Origin of the sequence: Enterobacter sp. Res13-Sevr-PEC09-46, from assembly GCF_015672585.1 — a bacterium.
GTDB lineage: Bacteria > Pseudomonadota > Gammaproteobacteria > Enterobacterales > Enterobacteriaceae > Enterobacter > Enterobacter hormaechei_C.
The window spans coordinates 382,916-404,487 of record NZ_JADABR010000017.1; the positions used below are offsets into that span (position 1 = coordinate 382,916).

The 21,572-nt window shown below is 56.3% G+C and carries 18 protein-coding genes and 1 riboswitch; of the genes, 7 read left to right on the forward strand and 11 right to left on the reverse strand.

Features of this window, described 5'->3' with window-relative positions:
* Positions 1-31: 31 nt before the first annotated feature.
* The 4 genes from IMQ56_RS11120 to IMQ56_RS23125 form a co-directional block, all read right to left on the reverse strand.
* Positions 32-1,498, reverse strand: a complete 1,467-nt coding sequence (locus tag IMQ56_RS11120; protein WP_058686256.1) for an aspartate aminotransferase family protein — start codon at positions 1,496-1,498, stop codon at positions 32-34.
* A gap of 18 nt (positions 1,499-1,516) precedes the next feature.
* Positions 1,517-2,893 carry a diaminobutyrate--2-oxoglutarate transaminase gene (locus IMQ56_RS11125; RefSeq protein WP_015572345.1) on the reverse strand — a complete coding sequence of 459 codons (1,377 nt, stop codon included), beginning with the start codon at positions 2,891-2,893 and terminating at the stop codon, positions 1,517-1,519.
* A 311-nt stretch (positions 2,894-3,204) separates the two neighbouring features.
* On the reverse strand, positions 3,205-3,648 hold the full coding sequence (locus IMQ56_RS11130; protein ID WP_048219774.1) for a hypothetical protein: 444 nt from the start codon (positions 3,646-3,648) through the stop codon (positions 3,205-3,207).
* Between the two features lie 185 nt (positions 3,649-3,833).
* Positions 3,834-4,943 (reverse strand): YadA-like family protein, encoded by a 1,110-nt coding sequence (locus IMQ56_RS23125; RefSeq protein WP_268868195.1) that lies wholly within the window; start codon positions 4,941-4,943, stop codon positions 3,834-3,836.
* A 616-nt stretch (positions 4,944-5,559) separates the two neighbouring features.
* Positions 5,560-5,656, forward strand: a riboswitch (TPP riboswitch).
* Between the two features lie 35 nt (positions 5,657-5,691).
* Here IMQ56_RS23125 and thiM point away from each other — a divergent pair.
* The 3 genes from thiM to IMQ56_RS11160 are packed head-to-tail and all read left to right on the forward strand — an operon-like array spanning position 5,692 to position 8,048.
* Complete coding sequence (gene thiM, locus IMQ56_RS11150; RefSeq protein WP_017693063.1) at positions 5,692-6,462, forward strand: hydroxyethylthiazole kinase; 771 nt, start codon at positions 5,692-5,694, stop codon at positions 6,460-6,462.
* Positions 6,459-7,259, forward strand: a complete 801-nt coding sequence (thiD, locus tag IMQ56_RS11155; protein WP_048219776.1) for a bifunctional hydroxymethylpyrimidine kinase/phosphomethylpyrimidine kinase — start codon at positions 6,459-6,461, stop codon at positions 7,257-7,259. The genes thiM and thiD overlap by 4 nt, the downstream gene beginning before the upstream one ends.
* Before the next feature lie 42 nt (positions 7,260-7,301).
* Positions 7,302-8,048: a GntR family transcriptional regulator gene (locus IMQ56_RS11160; protein WP_003859242.1), complete on the forward strand. Its 747-nt coding sequence runs from the start codon at positions 7,302-7,304 to the stop codon at positions 8,046-8,048.
* Here IMQ56_RS11160 and IMQ56_RS11165 read toward each other — a convergent pair.
* Genes IMQ56_RS11165 through IMQ56_RS11175 form a run of 3 tightly spaced genes read right to left on the reverse strand, consistent with a single transcriptional unit; the run spans position 8,022 to position 11,250 of the window.
* Positions 8,022-8,975, reverse strand: coding sequence for a PfkB family carbohydrate kinase (locus IMQ56_RS11165; protein WP_045347825.1), 954 nt, complete (start codon positions 8,973-8,975; stop codon positions 8,022-8,024). The genes IMQ56_RS11160 and IMQ56_RS11165 overlap by 27 nt on opposite strands.
* Complete coding sequence (locus tag IMQ56_RS11170) at positions 8,972-9,976, reverse strand: ADP-ribosylglycohydrolase family protein (RefSeq protein ID WP_015572351.1); 1,005 nt, start codon at positions 9,974-9,976, stop codon at positions 8,972-8,974. The genes IMQ56_RS11165 and IMQ56_RS11170 overlap by 4 nt, the downstream gene beginning before the upstream one ends.
* Positions 9,973-11,250 carry a nucleoside permease gene (locus IMQ56_RS11175; RefSeq protein ID WP_126523721.1) on the reverse strand — a complete coding sequence of 426 codons (1,278 nt, stop codon included), beginning with the start codon at positions 11,248-11,250 and terminating at the stop codon, positions 9,973-9,975. Before IMQ56_RS11175 ends, IMQ56_RS11170 begins: the two co-directional genes overlap by 4 nt.
* A 248-nt stretch (positions 11,251-11,498) precedes the next feature.
* On the opposite strand from IMQ56_RS11175, the gene fbaB reads away from it, so the two are divergent.
* Entirely contained in the window at positions 11,499-12,551 is a 1,053-nt protein-coding gene (fbaB, locus tag IMQ56_RS11180; protein WP_196063823.1) for a class I fructose-bisphosphate aldolase, read from the forward strand.
* A gap of 54 nt (positions 12,552-12,605) precedes the next feature.
* Here fbaB and IMQ56_RS11185 read toward each other — a convergent pair whose 3' ends face one another.
* The 3 genes from IMQ56_RS11185 to IMQ56_RS11195 all read right to left on the reverse strand — a co-directional run bounded on the left by IMQ56_RS11185 (position 12,606) and on the right by IMQ56_RS11195 (position 16,378).
* A complete protein-coding gene (locus IMQ56_RS11185) occupies positions 12,606-13,913 on the reverse strand; it encodes an RbtT/DalT/CsbX family MFS transporter (RefSeq protein ID WP_023304097.1) in 1,308 nt (435 codons plus the stop codon).
* A gap of 96 nt (positions 13,914-14,009) precedes the next feature.
* Positions 14,010-15,617 carry an FGGY family pentulose kinase gene (locus tag IMQ56_RS11190; protein ID WP_017693069.1) on the reverse strand — a complete coding sequence of 536 codons (1,608 nt, stop codon included), beginning with the start codon at positions 15,615-15,617 and terminating at the stop codon, positions 14,010-14,012.
* 11 nt (positions 15,618-15,628) lie between these two features.
* A complete protein-coding gene (locus IMQ56_RS11195) occupies positions 15,629-16,378 on the reverse strand; it encodes an SDR family oxidoreductase (protein WP_017693070.1) in 750 nt (249 codons plus the stop codon).
* A 162-nt stretch (positions 16,379-16,540) separates the two neighbouring features.
* Here IMQ56_RS11195 and IMQ56_RS11200 point away from each other — a divergent pair, with 162 nt between their 5' ends.
* A complete protein-coding gene (locus IMQ56_RS11200) occupies positions 16,541-17,572 on the forward strand; it encodes a LacI family DNA-binding transcriptional regulator (protein ID WP_032654226.1) in 1,032 nt (343 codons plus the stop codon).
* Here IMQ56_RS11200 and IMQ56_RS11205 read toward each other — a convergent pair.
* On the reverse strand, positions 17,569-18,516 hold the full coding sequence (locus tag IMQ56_RS11205) for a sugar-binding transcriptional regulator (RefSeq protein WP_017383561.1): 948 nt from the start codon (positions 18,514-18,516) through the stop codon (positions 17,569-17,571). The genes IMQ56_RS11200 and IMQ56_RS11205 overlap by 4 nt on opposite strands.
* 211 nt (positions 18,517-18,727) lie before the next feature.
* Here IMQ56_RS11205 and dalD point away from each other — a divergent pair, with 211 nt between their 5' ends.
* Together dalD and xylB are read left to right on the forward strand one after the other, a co-directional pair.
* Positions 18,728-20,095 carry a D-arabinitol 4-dehydrogenase gene (gene dalD, locus IMQ56_RS11210; RefSeq protein WP_017693073.1) on the forward strand — a complete coding sequence of 456 codons (1,368 nt, stop codon included), beginning with the start codon at positions 18,728-18,730 and terminating at the stop codon, positions 20,093-20,095.
* A 9-nt stretch (positions 20,096-20,104) separates the two neighbouring features.
* Positions 20,105-21,568 (forward strand): xylulokinase, encoded by a 1,464-nt coding sequence (gene xylB, locus IMQ56_RS11215; RefSeq protein ID WP_015572354.1) that lies wholly within the window; start codon positions 20,105-20,107, stop codon positions 21,566-21,568.
* Positions 21,569-21,572 lie beyond the last annotated feature (4 nt).

The window sequence follows — 21,572 nt, forward strand, 5'->3', positions numbered from 1 at the left end:
ATCCCTCTCCCGGGTGGGAGAGGGATAAGCATTACTTCGCCATCACTTCCTGCGCGGTACGCTCAACCAGAGACAGCAGGATTTTTACGTCCTCCAGCGTCACGGTTGGGTTCAGCAGGGTCAGCTTCAGGCAGGTGATACCGTTATGCTCGGTCACACCGACGTTTGCACGGCCAGACTCCAGCAGCGCATCGCCAATTTTCTGGTTCAGCAGGGCAATACCGGCGTCATCCAGCTGCGCCTGCGGACGGAAGCGGAACAGCACGCTTGCCAGCTGGGGTTGCATCACCAGTTCCAGAGCAGACTGCTCTTTCACGTAAGCCGCAACCTGCTGCGCCAGCGTCACACCGTGATCGATGATTGCCGCGTATTGCTCCTGACCCAGCGCTTCCAGGCTCATCCACAGTTTCAGCGCGTCGAAACGGCGCGTGGTTTGCAGAGATTTGGAGACCAGGTTAGGTACGCCCGCTTCTTCATCGAACTCAGAGTTCAGATAGGCCGCCTGATAGCGCATCAGTTCATAGTGACGCGCTTCTTTCAGCAGGAACGCACCGCAGCTGATGGTCTGGAAGAACTGCTTGTGGAAGTCCAGGGTGACGGAATCCACCAGCTCGATACCGTCCAGGTAGTGACGATACTGCTCAGACATCAGCAGCGCGCCGCCCCAGGCCGCATCAACGTGCACCCAGATATTCTGTTTCGCAGCCAGCTCAGCAATAGCACGCAGCGGATCGATAGCACCCGCATCGGTCGTACCGGCCGTGGCCACAATCGCCAGGATCTGCTCGCCGTTCGCGTTGCACTGTTCGATTTTCGCCGCCAGATCGGTGAGATCCATGCGGGAGAATTCGTCAGTTTTCACCTGCACCACGGACTGGTAGCCCAGACCCATCAGCGCCATGTTTTTCTGCACGGAGAAGTGGGCATTTTCCGAACACAGCACGCGGATCTTACGCAGATCGCCTGTCAGACCGTCCTGCTGAACCGAGTGGCCCTGACGCGCAAAGAACGCGTCACGCGCCAGCATCAGCCCCATCAGGTTACTCTGGGTGCCGCCGCTGGTGAAGACGCCTGCGTCGCCAGCCTGATAACCCACGCGGGTACGCAGCCATTCGATCAGTTTGATCTCAATGATGGTTGCGGACGGGCTTTGATCCCAGGAGTCCATACTCTGGTTAGTGGCGTTGATCAGCACTTCCGCCGCCTGGCTAACCACCAGGCTTGGGCAGTGCAGGTGCGCCACACACTGCGGGTGATGAACGGACAAACTGTCTTTCAGGAAGAACTCCACGGCGCGTTCGATCGCCGCTTCGTTGCCCAGCCCTTTCGGGTTGAAATCCAGCTTAATACGGTCGCGCAGCTCCGCGACCGTTTTGCCCTGGTACATCTCAGGCTGTTTCAGCCACTGCATCACAGCCTGAGTGCTTTGTTCAATCGCCTGCTGGTAAGCTTCAATGCTCTGCGCAGAGGAGAACAAAATTGGGTTTGAATCAGACATCGTATTCAACAACTCCGGTTACGCCGGGCTAACGCCCGCAGCAAGCAGTGCCTGCTCGAATTTATCCAGGAAGACTTTCAGCTCGTCATCGCTGATCAGCAGAGAAGGCAGCAGACGCAGAACGATACCGTTACGGCCGCCACGCTCCAGAATCAGGCCGGCTTCGAAGCATTTCTTCTGGATCAGTGCAGACAGCTCGCCATCGCCCGGGAAGCAACCCATGTGATCGGCGGCTTCATGTGGCTTAACGATTTCAATACCGATCATCATGCCCAGACCGCGAACGTGGCCGATCACCGGATAGCGTTTCGCCATCTCTTTCAGCTGGCCTTTCAGCCATTCGCCCTGTGCAGCTACTTTGCCCGCGATGTTCTGGTCTTTCAGGATCTTCAGCGTGGTCAGACCGGTAGCCATCGCCAGTTGGTTGCCGCGGAAAGTACCGGTATGGTGACCTGGCGCCCATGCATCGAACTGCTTTTTGATACCGAGCACGGCCAGCGGCAGACCGCCACCGACTGCTTTAGACATCACGATGATGTCTGGCTCAATGCCAGCGTGTTCGAAGGCAAAGAATTTACCGGTACGGGCAAAGCCAGCCTGGACTTCGTCGAGGATCAGCAGGATACCGTGTTCCTGAGTGACTTTACGGATGCGCTGCAACCACTCAACAGGCGCCGGGTTCACGCCACCTTCACCCTGAACGGCTTCGAGGATCACCGCGGCAGGTTTACGCACGCCGCTTTCGACGTCGTTAATCAGATTTTCGAAGTAGTAGGTCAGCGCCTTCACGCCCGCTTCACCACCGATACCCAGTGGGCAACGGTACTCGTGTGGGTAAGGCATGAACTGGACTTCTGGCATCATACCGTCAACCGCTTCTTTCGGAGACAGGTTGCCGGTGACGGACAGTGCGCCGTGGGTCATACCGTGGTAACCACCAGAGAAACTGATGATACCGCTACGACCGGTCACTTTTTTCGCCAGCTTCAGCGCCGCTTCAACGGCGTCAGCCCCGGACGGGCCAGTGAATTGCAGGCAGTACTCTTTGCCCTGACCAGGCAACAGAGAGAGCAGGTATTCTGAAAACGCGTCTTTCAACGGCGTGGTCAGATCCAGGGTATGTAACGGCAAGCCGCTGGTAATGACATTTTGGATGCTTTTCAGCACATCAGGATGATTGTGGCCAAGCGCAAGGGTGCCTGCGCCTGCTAAACAGTCAAGGTATTCTTTATTATCTGCATCGGTGATCCACACGCCTTCTGCTTTAGTGATTGCTAAAGGCAGTTTGCGCGGATAACTCCTGACGTTAGATTCAAACTCGGCCTGACGGGCCAGATAGGTTTCGTTGCTTTTGTGGGCATCTACGGTGTCAATACGGACTTTATCCGTCATCATATCACTCCTACAACCGCCGCTTCGTTATGAGCCACGATTGAATAAAAAGTTAAAAAACAGATGGGGCCTGAAAAAAACGCCGCCAATATAGAGCCTTTTGTCACCGGGCTCAATGGTTAATTTGCTTACTGTTTTGTGACACAGGGCACAGGGCAGGGAAGATCGCCGTTTGTATGGGGGAGATTGCACTTTATGCTAAATAAAAACAGCAGCTTACGTATGATTTATCCGCATTGTAAAATCAGACAAAAGAGTGTGACAAATCGTGCGATTGTCAGGTGAAAAGGAGGCAGTGAGCCTCCTTACGCTGTTTATTTCTGGCTAACGCGTAAAATACCGTGTTCGCGTCCCTTCGTTTTATTCCACGACGCGTCCGTAATACCGTTTTCATCCAGGCTTAGCGATATCACAAAACCATTACCACGGATCTCATAGAAATTCGCATTCAGGCGTTTAACGCTGGCTTTCTTGCCGTTAACGGTAGCGCTAAAAAAGCCGTTAGAAAGCGTGGCGTTAACCGTATCCGACGAGAACGAGGCTTCACGCAGGGGATCGTGAACGGATGTCGTTGGTTCGTGTTGTGCCGCATTTTCCGCTCTGGTTTTGCTGATATCGCAAGAGCCATCGCCAGCGCTAATTTGCGTGCATCCCGAACGCTCTAATTGAGCGCGATAATGGGCGTTTATGGCGTGCGCAGGCGAGACACAACCTGCAAGCACCGCAGTACCTATAACGAACATCATTACTTTTTTCATTTTACCGCCTTAAAAACGACACAAATACCAGGAGACATACATCACGCCGATCCAGATCCCGACCGAAATCAGCATCAGATAAAGGGCTACCGAAATAAAAATATATTTAGACATCTTTTTGTATTAACAAAATGCCCATCCACTAAAATGAGGCATTCTATTTTTCCCGATGATTATTTTACGCGTTAAAAGCCCATTCCAATCCCAACCGAAGCGCCCATATTATTCGCGGTATCATCTGAGAAGCTCACTTTCGCGATGACATGGGAATTAAAGTTAACGGACGCACCGACAGCAAGCGCGCTCTCGCCGTTGTAAGTCGCGCCGCCAGCAGAGAACATGACGCGCTGATTGGTTTGCACTTGTGGCAAACCCGCCATCGCCATCGCCCCTGAAATACCGGCATTGGCCTGCTTCTTATTATTGTCCACTTCATCACGCAGAGATTTAAATTGCTGGCTGGTGGTAGTATTCATTGCCTGTAATGTCTGCCTGGTGGCTTGCAGATCCTGCGTGGCGGCAGTAACAGCCAGGCTATTTTTAGCGACCTTCGCCTGGGTAGCCGTATCCAGTTGTCGTTGTGTCACGGTGGTTGTCACACCATCTTTACCGTTATGACCGTCTACACCGTCGCGACCGTTTCTTCCCGCAATGCCTTGTGCGCCAGTATCACCCTTATCACCCTTATCACCCTTATCACCTTTCATGCCTGTCGCGCCAGCATCGCCTTTTTCACCCTTCGCGCCGGTTGCACCGATATCCCCTTTTTCACCCTTTGCGCCAGTCGCGCCGGTATCCCCTTTATCGCCCTTTGCGCCAGTCGCACCGGTCTCCCCTTTATCACCTTTCGCTCCATCTGTACCGTTGATGGGTTTAGGTGCATTTTCTAGAGCAGTAAGGCGGCTATCCTGAATATTATCGACGTGTTGAAGGTTGATAATGGCTGCGCCGTTAGTCGCCACACCCTGTAGGGCCGTCTCACTTTTCAGACTGGCGGTATCGGCAAGCGCGCCGGCAAGCAACGCTTTCTGATGTGCGTCGTTAGCCATTTTATCCACGACTAACACGCCTAATTTTGTGGACTGAAGGTCGTCATTAACCTGCGTTAAGCGGTTATCCGTTGCGATATCGCGGTTAATGCTATCAGCGTTGTTTTGTGCAATCTGATCCTGATGGTCATTTACAATATTAGTGATTTGCTGATCGTCCCAAACCGTATTCGCGGCTTCAGCCTGGCTCATTGTACCCGCTAAGACAACGCCCATTACAAAAATAGCAATAAAGATTTTATTCATAGATTTCATTTGAAAAGCTCACATCATTAATTGTCGAAAAATACTGAAGCTGAATCGCTTTGTTTTGTGGATTTAAAAAACGGGTGAACGTTGTCTAAATCTTATTTAGTAACGCGAGTAAACTATCAATTAAACGCAAACCAATGATGTTGATCTAAGTCATAAATATTATGAATAGTTCCGACGGCGTAAAAGTCATTTTGCGGTTGTTATTAATGTAAACATTAAGGTGAAAATGAGGTGGTAAATGAGAGAGTTAAATTAAGTGTTTGACAGAGATAAAATTCTGCAAAATAAATGTTTACATTAATATGTGGGTTTATTTCATACGAAAGAAGGTGGGCTGTCTTATAAAAGCACTCCCGGTGCGTCATTATGGATAAAAATAATATTTCTCAGCACAGTGAGTAAATAATATTTTTCATGTGTTCTTAACAAATCTGGCGGGATAATTAACTGAACAATAATGTATACATATAGAGGGTAGTTAATATCTTGTCGTTTTTTGTTCGTTACAGGGGATTAACGGACAGCCCAAAACCCCTTGCACCCGGGTTACCCCCCGGTTACACTACATGACTACGAATTGCTATTTCGTAAGTAGCTGTTTTATAAGTAATTTGACTCGGGGTGCCCTTCTTTGTGAAGGCTGAGAAATACCCGTATTACCTGATCTGGATAATGCCAGCGTAGGGAAGTCAGATGCCTACCCGGTCATCGCTTCTTCACGCACGGCAGGAGCGAAATCATGCAGCCTGACCTGCTAGACTCACACGTTTTACATCAATTCCGAACCCGTTCCCCGCTCACGCACTGTATGACCAACGATGTCGTGCAGACCTTCACCGCCAACGTTTTGCTCGCGCTGGGTGCTTCCCCGGCAATGGTGATCGAAGCCGAGGAAGCGGAACAGTTTGCCGCGCTTGCCGATGCTCTGCTCATCAACGTGGGTACACTCACCGCGCCGCGCGCCCAGTCGATGCGTCGGGCCATTGAGAGCGCGGTAGCCGCGGGTACGCCCTGGGTTCTAGATCCGGTTGCGGTTGGCGCGCTGGCGTACCGCACCCGATTTTGCCAGCAAATATTGTCCCTTAAACCTGCGGCCATTCGTGGAAACGCCTCCGAAATCCTCGCCCTTGCCGGAATGAGTGCGGGCGGGCGCGGGGTTGATTCCACCGATACGGCGGCGAGCGCGTTGACCGCTGCGCAGACGCTCGCCCGCCAGACCCACGCCGTTGTGGTCGTCACAGGAGAAGTGGATCACATCACTGATGGTCAGCGAACCCGTACGGTCGCGGGCGGCGACCCGCTGATGACCCGCGTGGTGGGAACAGGCTGTGCGCTCTCGGCGGTCGTCGCCGCCTGCTGTTCGCTGCCTGGCGACAGGCTTGATAATGCGACGGCAGCCTGCGGCTTTATGAAGCGCGCAGGGTCAGCTGCACTGACTCACAGCCGGGGCCCCGGCAGCTTTGCCCCGGCGTTTCTGGATGCGCTTTACGCGCTGGAGGAGCTGGTATGACACGCATTAATGCCTTGACTATTGCGGGAACCGATCCCAGCGGCGGAGCGGGGATCCAGGCAGACCTGAAAACCTTCTCTGCGCTCGGCGCTTACGGATGCTCGGTTATCACCGCGCTGGTGGCGCAAAACACGCGCGGTGTACAGTCGGTATATCGTATTGAGCCGGATTTTGTCGCCGCACAGCTGGATTCGGTATTCAGCGATGTACGCATCGACACCACCAAAATCGGCATGCTTGCAGAGGCGGACATTGTTGAAGCGGTCGCTGAACGTCTCAAACGTTATCAGATAAAAAACGTGGTGCTCGATACCGTGATGCTGGCCAAAAGCGGCGATCCGTTGCTCTCCGCCTCTGCCGTCGACACCCTGCGTAAAAAGCTGCTGCCGCAGGTGGCGCTGATCACGCCAAACCTCCCTGAAGCCGCCGCGCTGCTGGGTGCGTCACACGCGCAAAACGAACGTGAGATGAAAGAGCAGGGCAATGCGCTGCTGGCGATGGGATGCAGCGCGGTGCTGATGAAAGGCGGTCATCTTGATGATGCAGAAAGCCCGGACTGGCTCTTCACCCGCGATGGCGCGCAACGTTTCACCGCCCCGCGGGTACAGACCAAAAACACCCACGGCACGGGATGTACGCTCTCGGCGGCGCTGGCGGCGCTGCGTCCCCGAAACGCGAACTGGCCGGATACGGTGCAGGAGGCGAAGATCTGGCTCTCGTGCGCGCTGGCAAAAGCCGATTCTCTGGAAGTGGGTCACGGTATTGGGCCGGTTCACCATTTTCATGCATGGTGGTAAGCCGTATACTGGCATAAAACCTTATGCCAGAGAAAAACAGAGATGGAACAAGCGCATACCCGGTTAATTGCTCAACTCAAGGAACGAATTGCCGCACCGGACAACACGCCGTTGTACCTGAAATTTGCCGAAACGGTTAAAAACGCGGTACGCAGCGGCGTGCTCGCGCACGGTAATATTTTGCCGGGCGAGCGCGATCTGAGCCAGCTGGCCGGTGTGTCGCGCATTACGGTGCGTAAAGCGATGCAGGCGCTGGAAGAGGCCGGCGTCGTCACCCGCGCGCGTGGATACGGTACGCAAATCAACAATATCTTTGAATATTCGCTAAAAGAGGCGCGCGGGTTTTCTCAGCAGGTGGTGCTGCGGGGCAAAACGCCCAACACGCTGTGGGTTAATAAACGCGTCGTGAAGTGCCCGGAAGAGATCGCCCGCCACCTTTCCCTTGCGCCGGACAGCGATGTATTTCTGCTTAAGCGCATCCGCTACGTGGATGACGATGCGGTATCAATAGAGGAGTCCTGGGTACCGGTAGGATTAATCCCCAATCCGGACGACATCGGCGTCTCGCTTTACGATTACTTCCGCAGCCAGAATATCTTTCCGCAGCGCACCCGTTCCCGCGTCAGCGCCCGGATGCCGGACAGCGAGTTTCAGGCGCATATCAAGATGGACGATAAGATACCGGTGCTGGTGATCAAGCAAGTCGCGCTCGATCAACAGCACCGGCCAATTGAGTACAGCATCAGCTACTGCCGCAGCGACCTATACGTCTTTGTGTGCGAGGAGTAGGACCTCGCGCGTGGGGGCGCAGTCGCCACCGCGATGGCTGACTACCCAGGCGGCTACGGCATTGCCAAGCTGCACCGCCTCTGGCAGTGACCATCCCGCGGCCAGCCCGGCAAGGGTACCTCCCGCATGGCTGTCACCCGCGCCGATGGTATCGACCACGGTAGCAGGAAACGCCGGAACGTGTCCGGAAGCGTCACCGTCGTACCAGACTGCCCCGTCTTTATCATGGCGTACGATCAGCGCAGCGCCAAACCTCTGCTGCCACCGTGTGCCGAGCTCTTCCACGTTTACGCCAAGCCATTCGGCGGCAAGTTCCGCCTCCTGACGATTGAGCGAGACGATTGGTTTGCAGGCCATGATCCGCGCCATCAGCGGGTCGGGAATATCCGCGATGCGCGGACCGAAATCGATAAAGAGCGTCGCATCCTGAAGACTTTCCAGCCAGGCCGTCAGCAGCTCACCGCTGGGGGACGCCAGCTGGTAGCCGGACAAAGAGATCAGGCTCCCTGCCGGCACGCTTAACCCGTCCAGCCAGCGCTGCTGCCACTGGTTCTCCACGCCGCTAAACGACATAAAGGTCCGTTCACCGTCAGGCTCCACCAGCGCCAGGCACCAGCCGTTATCGCCCGTTTCCGCTTCCACGGCGCTGTGCAGATCCTGCTTCGCCATGGCGTTACGGATAATATCGGCCCACACGCCGTGGCCGACGGGAAGGGCGTTTTGCGCAGCAATGCCGAGCCGCTTCAGGGCGATGGCGATATTCAGCGCGCAGCCGCCAATATTCACTCCCTGTTGCTTCAGCTCGATATCACACCCGCGCCAGGGCAGGGCGTAGGCGTCGGCAATCACGTCGATGACCGCCGCGCCGAGTACCGTTACGGGGCGCGTGGCGTGAAGGGTTTCGAGACGGCGGGCAAAAGCACTCATACGCCCTCCCTTTGCTCCCGGAAGTGCAGCAGTTTTTCGCAGTAGTGGCCGAAATCGAGCCGGTTTACGGCATCAAGTTCGTTTTTGAGTGCCGGATCAATGGCCTGTACACCGTGCAGCGCGCCGCAGATAGCCGTTGCCATCGCGCCGATAGTGTCAGTATCACCGCCCAGGTTGGCGCATAACACCGCGCAGCGGTTCGGATCGGTACCCGCGAGTTCGACCATCGCAATCGCCGCCGGAACGGACTCAAGGGTGCTCGTGCCCGCGCCAATAAGCTGATAGATCTGCTCGCTGGCGGACTCGGTACCGTTGGCTTCGCGCACGGTTTTCAGGGCCAGCTCAATACGAGCGGAAAGCGATGCGCTGAAGGTGGTCGTGTTCGCCTCCTGCGCCGCACGGGCAATACCCGGCAGGGCATCGGCGATGTGATGCCAACGTTCGCCGTCGATAGCGCGTGAAACCGCCCAGGCGATCACCACCGCACCGGCGATGGCGAGATCCGATTTATGGGTCGGGCTGGAGGCTAACGCAACCTGTTCCACGAAGTGCGCCAGACGCGTGGCTGGCAGGAGGCATCCCAGCGGGGAGGCGCGCATCGCCGCCCCGTTGGTGACGCCGTTGTTTTCCAGCTGGCTCACCGGCTTGCCGTCACGGATGGCGTTCAGGGCAATTTTGGAGGTCGGGCCGAGCACATTCTTATTGAACGCGTCAAAATCCAGCGCCCAGTCCAGAATATGCTTACCGATAACGTCAGGGTTAATTTCCCCGTCGCATTCGATAATCGCGTCGGCCAGGCACAGCGCCATCGACGTATCATCCGTAAATTCGGCCTGCTTAAAGTAACAGGCGGCATTATTCTCAGCCGGGCCGGGTAAGAAACGGTCGATCCAGCCGAAGTGCGCTTTCACCCGCTTGCGCGGCCACAGCTCCGACGGCATCCCCATCGCATCCCCTAACGCCTGCCCGTAAAGAGCACCGAGAATACGGTCTTGTTTCATTTAACTTCCCCTCGTGTCAGCGCGGTATCGCCATCAACCACCTCAATTGCGGTGATCTCTTTATCCGATTCGCGGAAAAACAGCATAAACAGCACGGCAATCACCACAATCATGATTGCACCAAACGTCCACATTCCGGCCCAGTTGAAGGTCAGCCCATTCACCGGCTCTTTATATGCGAACATTTTTTCCATCATCACGCCGCCGAGACGGTAACCCAGCAGGCTACCAAAGCCCTGACAGCACAGCGTGATCAAGCCCTGCGCCGCGTTGCGCATGTGCACGGGCGCTTTTTTATCCACGTAGATGTACGCGGTGACGTAATAGAAGTCATAGCTTACGCCGTGCAGCAGAATGCCGAGGAACAGCAGGGCGTAGGTGAAGTATTGCTCGGCGCCGCCGTAAACAAAGAAACCGTAGCGAATGGCGGCGGTGATCAGGCCCAGCAGCAAGACCTTCTTAATACCAAAGCGTTTGGTAAAGAATGGCAGAGCGAGCATGAAGAAGATTTCAGAGAACTGGCCGAGGGTCATCCAGCCGGTGGCGTTTTTCATCCCCACTTCGGTGAGATAGCCGTTGGCAAAGATATAGTAGAAGGCCAGCGGCATGGCGAACAGGAACGAGCAGAAGAAGAACACCAGGAAGTTTTTATCGCGCAGCAGGATCAGCGCATCCAGCCCCAGCATCACTTTGAAATCCAGCTTGCCGGTACTCTTCGGCGGGGTATTCGGCAGGAACAGCGCGAAGACGCCAAGCAGAAGGGAGCTGGCAGCGGTCATCAGCAGCGGGATATTGGTGTCAGAGATGTCGCTATAGCCTATCATCTGCGGCAGGAAGCCGCACGCCAGGCCGGAGGCAATCCAGCCGATGGTGCCCATCACGCGAATGCGCGGGAAATCAGCCTCCACGTCATCGACGTTCGCGAAGGCGATACTGTTGGTCAGCGCGATGGTCGGCATATAGGTCAGGGAGTAGGCCAGCAGCAGCGGGAAGAAGGTGCTGAACTGGGTTTGCTGTGCTGCGAAATACATCAGAATCGCGCCAGCGAACATCAGCACGGCCAGCACTTTCTGGGCGGCGAAGAAACGGTCCGTCAGCGAGCCGACCAGGATGGGAGAGAGGATCGCGGCAATCGCGGTACAGGCGTACGACCAGCCAATTTCCCCGGCGGTAAACCCGCTCTTACTCAGCCACAGCCACAGCGGCACAAACCATGCGCCCCAGATAAACCATTCAACGAACATCATGAATGACAGTTGGACTTTCGTTTTCATTTTTTAATCCTGCATGTCAGAGGTACGCATGTAACATACCATGTGATAATACCTTTTAAATACCTTTAAGGCGATTGTTTGATCAGTGTAACAAAAATGTTGTACACGAAACGAGCCAGCAGATTGTGCTTAAAAAAGTTGCAAATGGTGGAAAATAGGTTAAGTCGGTACCAGGCTTAGTCTGCCTGCAAAAACGTGGGCTTGGATCACACGCTCCGACATCATGTCGGACTTACGGGAGCATCACTATGACTGATATTGCGCAACTGCTTGGCAAAGACGCCGACAGCCTTTTACAGCATCGTTGTATGACCATTCCAGCCGATCAGCTTTATCTGCCTGGCCATGATTACGTAGACCGCGTCATGGTCGACAACAACCGTCCGCCTGCCGTACTGCGAAACATGCAGACGCTTTACAATACCGGTCGTCTGGGCGGGACCGGGTATCTCTCCATTCTGCCCGTTGACCAGGGCGTAGAGCACTCGGCGGGAGCGTCGTTTGCTGCTAACCCGCTCTACTTTGACCCGAAAAACATTGTCGAGCTGGCGATTGAAGCGGGCTGTAACTGTGTGGCATCGACCTATGGCGTGCTGGCCTCCGTTTCCCGCCGCTATGCTCACCGCATTCCGTTCCTCGTCAAGCTGAATCACAACGAAACCCTGAGCTACCCAACCGAATACGACCAGACACTGTACGCCAGCGTCGAACAGGCGTTCAACATGGGTGCGGTAGCGGTCGGGGCGACTATCTATTTTGGCTCTGAGCAGTCGCGTCGGCAGATAGAAGAGATCTCTGCCGCGTTTGAGCGCGCGCACGAGCTGGGGATGGTGACCGTATTGTGGGCCTATCTGCGTAACAACGCGTTTAAGAAAGACGGCGTGGATTACCACGTATCAGCGGATCTGACCGGTCAGGCAAATCACCTGGCGGCAACCATCGGCGCGGACATCGTGAAACAGAAAATGGCCGAGAATAACGGCGGGTATAAAGCGGTGAACTTTGGCTATACCGACGACCGCGTCTACAGCAAGCTGACCAGCGACAACCCTATCGATCTGGTGCGCTACCAGCTGGCTAACTGCTACATGGGCCGCGCCGGGCTGATTAACTCCGGCGGTGCAGCAGGCGGTGAAACCGATCTGACCGACGCGGTGCGCACGGCGGTGATTAACAAACGCGCCGGCGGAATGGGGCTGATCCTGGGCCGCAAAGCGTTTAAAAAATCCATGGCCGACGGCGTGAAGCTGATTAATGCGATTCAGGATGTCTATCTGGACAATAAAGTGACGATTGCCTAATCGCACGCATCTTCCTGCCGGGATAAGCGTGACCCGGCAGGAAAGTTCTCTCGCTTACTCCTTCAGCGTTTCAGGATGAGGAGTATTCAGCAGACCCGCCATCCCTCTCTTGCTGCTATTTGCTTTTTCTAAGCCCGGCTGCGTGACGCGGATAAAGGCACACAGAACAAAAGCCAGCAGATAAAGCACCGTATAGGCGATGACCACGCCGAGCGTGCTGAACCAGGGCAGCAGCACCACGGCAATCGCCGGCGCAAGGAAGTTAGACAGACCGGCTGACAGGTTATACACCGAAATCGCCGCCCCCTTGTGCCGCGGCTCCAGCGCCGGGAACACCGCCGCCATCGGTACGAAGGCCGCCACAAAAATCCCCAGCGCGATGGCCGGGACCAGCGCCATGGCAAAGTTATGCCCGAAGTGCTGCGGAATGTAGTAAAACGCCAGGCTCGAGAGCGCCATCCCGATGCAGCCAAACCAGCGCACCACCCGCATCCAGCCCATTTTTTCCGCCACCACGCCCCAGAAGACGTTCGAGAAGATGGTGGTGAAGAAGAATACCGCCCAGACCTGAAGCCACTCGGAGGTGGTGAAGCCCAGTTCGTCAACAAACATCATCGGCATGATGACGGCAAACCCGAACAGGGAGAGGGTGTTGATGATACGCACCATGCTGGAGAGCAGAATACTGCGGTTGGTGTAGAGCAGCGTCGCCGCACGGCCCAGCTCGGCGAATTTTTCCCGGGTGGAGAGATTATGCATGTGCGTTGGGGTTTTGACGCTGCGCAGGGATACCATGGCGATGACTCCCCCCGCCAGACAAAACGCCAGTGCCAGCCACAGGGTGCCCATCTCCCCGATGTGCGGAATGGTAAAGCTCGGAATATAACTGCCCGCCACGCCAATACCTACGGAATAAACCGCCCAGTACCAGCCCAGCGCCGAGCTGGATTTATCGCTACGTACATTATGAATAATGACCACGATGAAGGCGTACAAAAATAACGGGTAGGCCAGACCGCGGATCCCATAGAACAGCAGAATTAATGCGTAATTTGCCTGACCCAGACCAAAAACGAGAAACAGGACGTGGAAAACGCACCACAGGACGAAGCCAATCAGCATGGTTTTTTGCGGGGTGATGATTTCAGCCACCACGCCGGAGATCCACGCGGAGAGCGCCGCCGCGAGACCGTAAAGCGTGAAGGCGAAAGAGGCTTCAGCAGGCGTGAAGCCCAGTGATTTAATATAGTGCGACAGGAATGCCAGCTCGAAACCGTCACCCGTCATAAAGACCGCGATCGCCAGATATCCCCATAGCAGGTTCAGCGGCAATCCCAGCCACTGTTTATTTATTTCGGACATATTGACCTCGTTTGTAGCGTACAGGTAAGCCCACACCGGAAATATTCCGGCGTGAGTTTTCTTATTGTCTTTTTCTCTAAATATACTGACGTGTATTTATTCTCTGATTACTGTCGCAGTTTGTTGTAACTGCTTATAAGCCTCGTATCGACGCAGATGAAGGGACTGAAAGTTCGCTTGCGGATAGAAATATTTATCCACGTGGGTAAATTGTTTCATGGCATCGGTCACTGAAGGCGCTATATTTCCCGCCACCGCCCCGAGAATGGCCGAACCCAGTAATACCGGTTCGCTGCATTGGGTCGCTAACACCGGCAGCCCGCAGGTATCTGCCAGCAGCTGGCGAACGAAAGGGTGCTGGCCCGCGCCGCCGCTGATAACGATATTTTCGGTCTGTACGCCGCATTCACGCTGGGCGTCAATGATTTGTCGCAAACCGTAACCGATACCACACAGACCGGCCACATACAGTGCCATCAGGTTATTGATATCGTTCTCCATGCCCAGCCCGCAGATCGTGGCCCGCGCATGGGGATCGGCAAAGGGCGCGCGGTTACCCAGAAATTCGGGTACCACGTGCAGTCCTGCTGCCAGGTTCACCGCCTCTGAGGCGGTGGCGAAGGTCTGTAAAAGCCTGTCCGCCAGGTAAACCGGCAGCGGCAGGTCTGACTCCTGTGCCAGCTGGCGCGCTTGCGGTGCGGCAGGATGGAAACTTAATAACCGATCGATAGCGGCACCCGCGGCGCTTTGTCCGCCCTCAATCAGCCACAGTCCAGGTACCATCGCGCTAAAATAAGGCCCCCAAACGCCGGGCACAAAAACGGCGCTCTCGGCGCTGGTCATGGTGCACGATGAGGTGCCAAAGACATACGCAAGATTGTTCAGCGCGCCGCCGCCAACGCCCAACGTCCCGATGCCGCCAGCGTGGGCATCAATTAACCCTACCGCCACCGGCGTGCCTGGCAGCAAGCCCATCTCACGCGCGGCCTGCTCCGTTAAGCCCTCGCCGCAAGGGGTGCCGGGGGCGGCAATATGCTGCCCTATGCGGACAAAATCTTCTCCGGCCAGCTCGTCCAGGCCAACGGTGCGGAAATAGTCCGGGTCCCAGCGATTCTCATGGGCCAGCCACGTCCATTTACAGGTTACGGTACAGATGGAACGGGTGACATCGCCGGTCGCGCGCCAGGTCAGGAAATCGGCCAAATCGAAAAATTGCCAGGCGCGATCGTAGACCTCTCGGTGGTTTTCTTTCAGCCACAGCAGCTTGGGCGTCTCCATTTCGGGCGATATTTTCCCGCCAACGTAGTCCAGCACCGGATGATGGGTGGCGTTGATGCGCTCCGCCTGGTCTGTCGCACGGTGATCCATCCAGACGATGATATTGTTTTCCGCTTCACCGTCAGGGCTGACCGCCAGCGGTTCGCCATTGTTGTCCAACACCACCAGCGAGCAGGTGGCGTCAAACCCGATGCCGGCAACGCTCTGCGGAGTCGTCCCGGAGCGCGCCAGCGCCTCGCGGATGCAGCGGCAAACGGCCTGCCAGATCTCGGCGCTGGACTGCTCCACGCGGCTTCCGCTGCGGTGCACGGTGGCAATTTTCTGCGTCGCGTGGGAAAGCAGCCTGCCGCTGAGATCGAAAATGCCCGCGCGGACGCTGCCGGAGCCGACGTCTACGCCGATAACGGTTTCTGGTGTACTCTTCATCCTTGCGGCCCTTAAAGATCGACGCTGTTAGGCAGAATCACCAGATCCCGGACGGTAACGTTCTTCGAACGGGTCACCATGAACAACACCGATTCTGCGACTTCAATCGGCTGCATCAGGCTGCCGTTTGCCAGCGCTTCATCCATTTTGGCCTGCGGCCAGTCGTCGAGCAGAGCCGTCACTACCGGCCCAGGCAGAACGGCTCCGACGCGTACGCCATGTTCCGCGACCTGACGACGGGTGGTATGCACGAACGCCTGAACGGCAAATTTGGACGCGGTGTAGATCGGCTCCCAGATAACCGGCACCACGCCCGCAATGGAGCTGGTGAAGATAATATCGCCTGACTTCTGCGCAATCATATGCGGCAGTACGGCGCGAACGCAGCGGAAAGCGGCGTTGATATTCAGGTTCAGTACGCGATCCCAGACGTCCGGGTCGCCTTCAGCAACCGGCCCGCCGATGTAGGCGCCTGCATTGGCGTGAAAAATATCCAGGCCGCCGGCGAGGCCGACAATGTCGCTCAGCATCGCGTCGACTTGCTCGGGTTTGAACAGATCGATTTGCAGGGCAAACGCGTTCTCGCCCAGCTCGGCGACAAGGCGCTGAAGCTTCTCGCCTTCACGGTCGATTAACACCACCTTTGCGCCAGCGCCGAGCAGCGTTTTTGCACACTCCAGGCCAATACCTGAGGCGGCGCCAGTGATAGCAGCGACTTTGCCCTGAAGGGAACTATTCATGGAGGGGACAGAGTGATTCATTTTATAATCCTTTATGCAGAGATGATTTTTAGGGTGTGTCTGCTTTCGCGTGAAGAACGGGGGTTCTGACTGACGCGTGAAGCAAACTGCTCAATCGATGAAGCAGATCTAGCACTTGCTTATTTCTCCAGCAAGAGACATTCAAAATGAAGAGGCGATTTTGTGACGCGCGTTGAGAAAACGAAGAAAACGACCATTTACGATCTGGCGGAACTCACCGGCGTTTCTGCCAGCGCGGTGAGTGCTATTTTGAATGGCAACTGGAAGAAACGCCGCATCAGCGCCAGCCTGGCAGAGAAGGTAACCCGCATTGCACAAGAGCAGGGCTACGCGGTTAACCGTCAGGCAAGCCTGCTGCGCAGCAAGAAATCGAACGTTATCGGCATGATTGTGCCGAAATATGACAACCGCTATTTCGGCTCTATAGCGGAAAAATTCGAAGAGATGGCGCGTGCCAGAGGGCTGTTGCCGATTATTACCTGCACACGCCGACAGCCGGAACTCGAGCTGGATGCCGCCCGTGCCATGCTCTCCTGGCAGGTTGACTGGGTCATTGCCACGGGGGCGACACACCCGGACAAAATTGCTGAACTCTGTCATCAGGCGGGCGTACCTACGCTAAATCTTGATCTGCCGGGTACCCTGGCGCCCTCTATCATTTCGGATAACTACGGCGGCGCGAAGATGCTGACAGAGCGGATCCTCGCCAGCAGCTTTAAACGGTTTGGTTCGCTGGCTCCGCTGACCTTCGTGGGCGGACGCCGGAGTGATAACAACACCGCAGAGCGCCTGCGCGGGTTCCTTGATGCCCATCAGGCCCATGGGCTGACCGTTCCGGAACAGCAGCTGCTGGTCACCGGGTACTCGTCATCGCGCGTGGAGGAGCAGCTCAGAGCCACCTTCCCGTCGCCATCGACGGCGCTAAAGGGGCTGTTTGTCAATTCGACCATTTCGCTGGAGGGGGTGGTACGTTGGCTGGCCCAATACGGGCAGACCGGCCAAAATCAGCCGCCGATGGGTTGTTTTGACTGGGACCCATTTGTCTCTCTGCTGGGACATGATATCGACATGGTGCGCCAGGACGTCCCGGCGATGCTGGAGAAGGTATTTGAAATTCTCGATTCCGGTGATACCTCGGTCAGGCGTATTGAGATCCCACCGGAACTGATTGGCAGCCAGAGCGTCACGGGCTAGCCCTGACGCGTCAGCAGCCAGCGCGCGGTCTGTTCATCCGTCACCAGACCGTTTACCCAGCCGCCTTTGAGGGCGGCAAGGATCGCCGGGCGTTTATCCTCGCCGCAGGCGGCCGCAATACGTGGACACTGGCTCTGGCGAATATCGTAGCTGGTAATAAAGCGATTAATCTGGCTGTCGATGACCTTGCCGTCGGCATCGATAAAGCGTCCGAGTATTTCGCCAACGCCACCGCGCTGGGTCAACTCTTCCAGCTGTGCCTCATCGATAAACCCGTCTTTGAAGATAGGGCTCTGCCTGCCCAGCGCCCCGATGCCGACAAAAATCACATCGGCCGCATCCGCCACGGCGCAGACGTTACGGAACAGGCGGTTTGAGCACCACATCTCATGCTCCTCGCTGGACTGAGCATAGCGCGGCGCCGGCCACTGGTAATATTTTCCCTGAATTTTACGCGCCAGCAGCAACGGCACATCATCGTAATAGTTACATTGCCCGTGCTCGTTCATGGCGCTGATCAGGGCGACACAGCGGGTGTTGTGGCTGTCAAAATCGATACGCTTGATGGTTTTTTTTAGCGTCAGTCCGGAGCCAATTCCGACAACCGTGGGTTTATCACCTTGCAGGTAGCGGGCCATCAGCTGATAACAGCCAAACGTCACGCTATCCAGCGCGCTTTCATTGCGGTAGACGGGCACAATGTTGCAGTGGGTCAGGTGATATTTTTCCGCGAGAAGTTGCGCATAATCGAGGCAGTTAGCGACAGGGTGATGAAGCCCAATCGAGACAATGCCTTCCTCTTTCGCGGCGGCAATCAGCCGCTGCACCACCGGTCTTGATGTGCCGAGCTGGCTGGCAATTTCGCTTTGATTAAGCCCGGCGATGTAATACATCCATGCCGCCCGCACTTTTTGATCGAGCCTGATGTCATCTTCTTTGCTCACGTTTCCCTGCCTCAAGAGTGGGGTTGAGGGCGGTCAACACCCACAACAATTGTCTGTCATTCTGGCGGGTGCTCCGCGCTGAGGCAAGCGGTTTGCTCTTTATTGGTCATTTGTTATTTAAGTGGTCATTTGTTCTTTTGTGATCTGTGGCTCTTATTTTAAGCAAATGATCATCTACAGTTCAGCCATAACCTCACTGGAGAACAGAACAATGACCGAGAAATACACATGGCTACATATTGGACTGGGGTCTTTTCATCGTGCGCATCAGGCGTGGTATCTGCACCGCCTGATTGCCGGCGGCGATACGCGCTGGCACATCGCTGCGGGCAACATACGCAACGATGCTGAACATGTGGTGCAGGCGCTGGCCGCGCAGAAGGGGCGATATGTACTGGAGACCGTCAGCCCGGAAGGCGAGAGAGACTATGAAGAGATCGCCTCGATTCAGACGCTGATCCCGTGGCAGGCGGATTTGCAGCCGCTGATTGCCGAAGGGGCGAACCCGCAGACTCGGGTCATCGCGTTTACCGTGACGGAGGGGGGCTACTATCTGGATACCAGCCACAGGCTGGATGTGGCCAATGCCGATCTGGCGAGCGATATTAAGGGCGGCTGTAAAACCATCTACGGGACAATTGCCCGCATCCTCGAAGCGCGTATGGCGAACGGAGCGGGTCCGGTAACCTTGCTTAACTGTGACAACGTGCGGCATAACGGCGAGCGCTTCCACGACGGGTTGATTGAATTCTTAACCCTCAGCGGCAAACAGAGGGTCATCGACTGGCTGAGCGCTAATGCGACCTGTCCGAATACCATGGTGGATCGCATCACACCGCGTCCGGCGGCCGATCTCCCGGCGCGCATTAAGGCCCGGACGGGCATAGACGATAACGCCCCGGTTATGGGGGAACGCTTTATTCAGTGGGTGATTGAAGACAATTTCCGCGACGTTCGTCCCGCGCTGGAAACGGTGGGCGTGGAGCTGGTGGGATCCGTCATCCCTTATGAAGAGGCGAAGATCCGCATCCTCAATGCCTCCCATAGCTGTATCGCCTGGGCGGGTACTCTGGTCGGGCAGCAGTATATCCATGAAAGCACGCTGACAGAGTTTATCTACAAGATTGCCGACCGCTACGTGACGGAAGATGTCATTCCCTGCCTGGGAGATAATGGCATCGATCTGCCAGCCTACCGCGACGTAGTGCTTAAGCGTTTTACCAACCCCTGGATTCAGGACACCAACCAGCGCGTCGCGGCCGACGGGTTTTCGAAGATCCCGGCGATGATCGCCCCAACGCTGCGTGAATGTTACCAGCGCGGCGTACGTCCTGACGCTACCGCTATGCTGCCTGCGCTGTTCTACGTCTATATGGAGCAGTGGCATCACGGCAAGCTGCCATATGAATACCAGGACGGTATCCTTAACGCCTCTGCGGTACATGCGATGTTCGAATCGGACGATCCGATAGCCCGATATGCCAGCGATACCGCCCTGTTTGGCGATCTGACCGGCCGGGAAGATTTTGCCGCGCTTCTGCGTGAAAAAATCGCTGACGTCTACGCGCTGATTAAGTGAGAGGTGGGTATGTATCTGGGCATCGATCTTGGCACATCAGAAGTAAAGGCGCTGGTCATTGACGAAAACAACGGCGTTGTCGCCACCCATAGCGCGCCGCTGACGATACAGCGTCCGAAGCCGCACTGGTCTGAACAATCGCCGGAAGCCTGGTGGGAGGCAACCGAATACCTGATTGCCACCCTCCGGGAGAAGTGCGGCCACCACTGGCAGGCGATAAAAGCCATTGGCCTTTCCGGACAGATGCACGGTGCGGTACTGCTGGATGCCGCGGGTGAACCCCTGCGTCCGGCCATCCTGTGGAATGACACCCGCTGCGCGCAGGAATGCGCAGAGCTGGAAGAGATGGCGCCCGAGTTGCACCAGGTGGCGGGGAACCTGGCAATGCCGGGGTTTACGGCACCAAAGCTGCTCTGGGTGCGCCGTCATGAGCCGCAGAACTTCAGCCGTCTCGCCACCGTGCTGCTGCCGAAGGATTATCTGCGCTTCAAAATGACCGGAAAAAAAATCTCTGATATGTCGGACTCGGCAGGGACGCTGTGGCTGGATGTGGGAAAACGAGACTGGTCGGATGCACTGCTGGAAAAATGTGGGCTGTCGCGTGCCGCCATGCCTGCGCTGGTGGAAGGGTGTGAGGTCTCGGCGCTACTCGAACCTGCGGTAGCGCAGCGGTGGGGTCTGAACCCCTCGGTTATCGTTGCCGGCGGCGGGGGAGATAACGCCGTCAGCGCGATAGGGGTTGGGGCCGTTTCGCCGGGCGATGCGTTTATTTCGCTGGGCACCTCCGGCGTGCTGTTTGTGGTCACAGATGCCTACCGTCCGGCACCCCAGTCTGCCGTGCACGCGTTCTGTCACGTGCTGCCAAACCTGTGGCATCAGATGAGCGTGATGTTAAGCGCCGCCAGTTGTCTACAGTGGTTTTGCCGTCTGGTGGGCGTCACGGAGCTGGCATTGCTTGAGGAGATCGCCCAGCTAAGCGATGCGGAGAAAGCGAGCGCGCCGATGTTCCTGCCGTACCTTTCCGGGGAACGTACGCCGCATAACGATCCCTGTGCACGGGGCATGTTCTGGGGGCTAACGCACTCCAGCCAGCGTGCGCTGATGGGGTATGCGGTGCTGGAAGGCGTCAGCTTCGGTATTGCCGATGGCCTTCGCGTGTTGCAGGAGAGCGGCACGCAGATTGAACAGTGCTCCCTCGTCGGCGGCGGGGCGCGGAGCCCCTTCTGGGCCCAGCTGCTGGCCGATATTCTGGCGATGCCGGTGGTGACGCATAAGGGCGGCGAAACCGGCGGTGCGCTGGGGGCTGCACGGCTGGCCTGTCTCGCAGCCGGTAAGCCGCTGGCTTCCGTGTGCGAAAAACCTGAAGTCTATAAAACCTGGCGCAGCGATCCGGCGCGCCACCGTGCGCTGATGACGCGTTACCAGCAGTTTAACGCGCTTTACCAAAACGACCTGAACTACCGAAACCCATAATTCT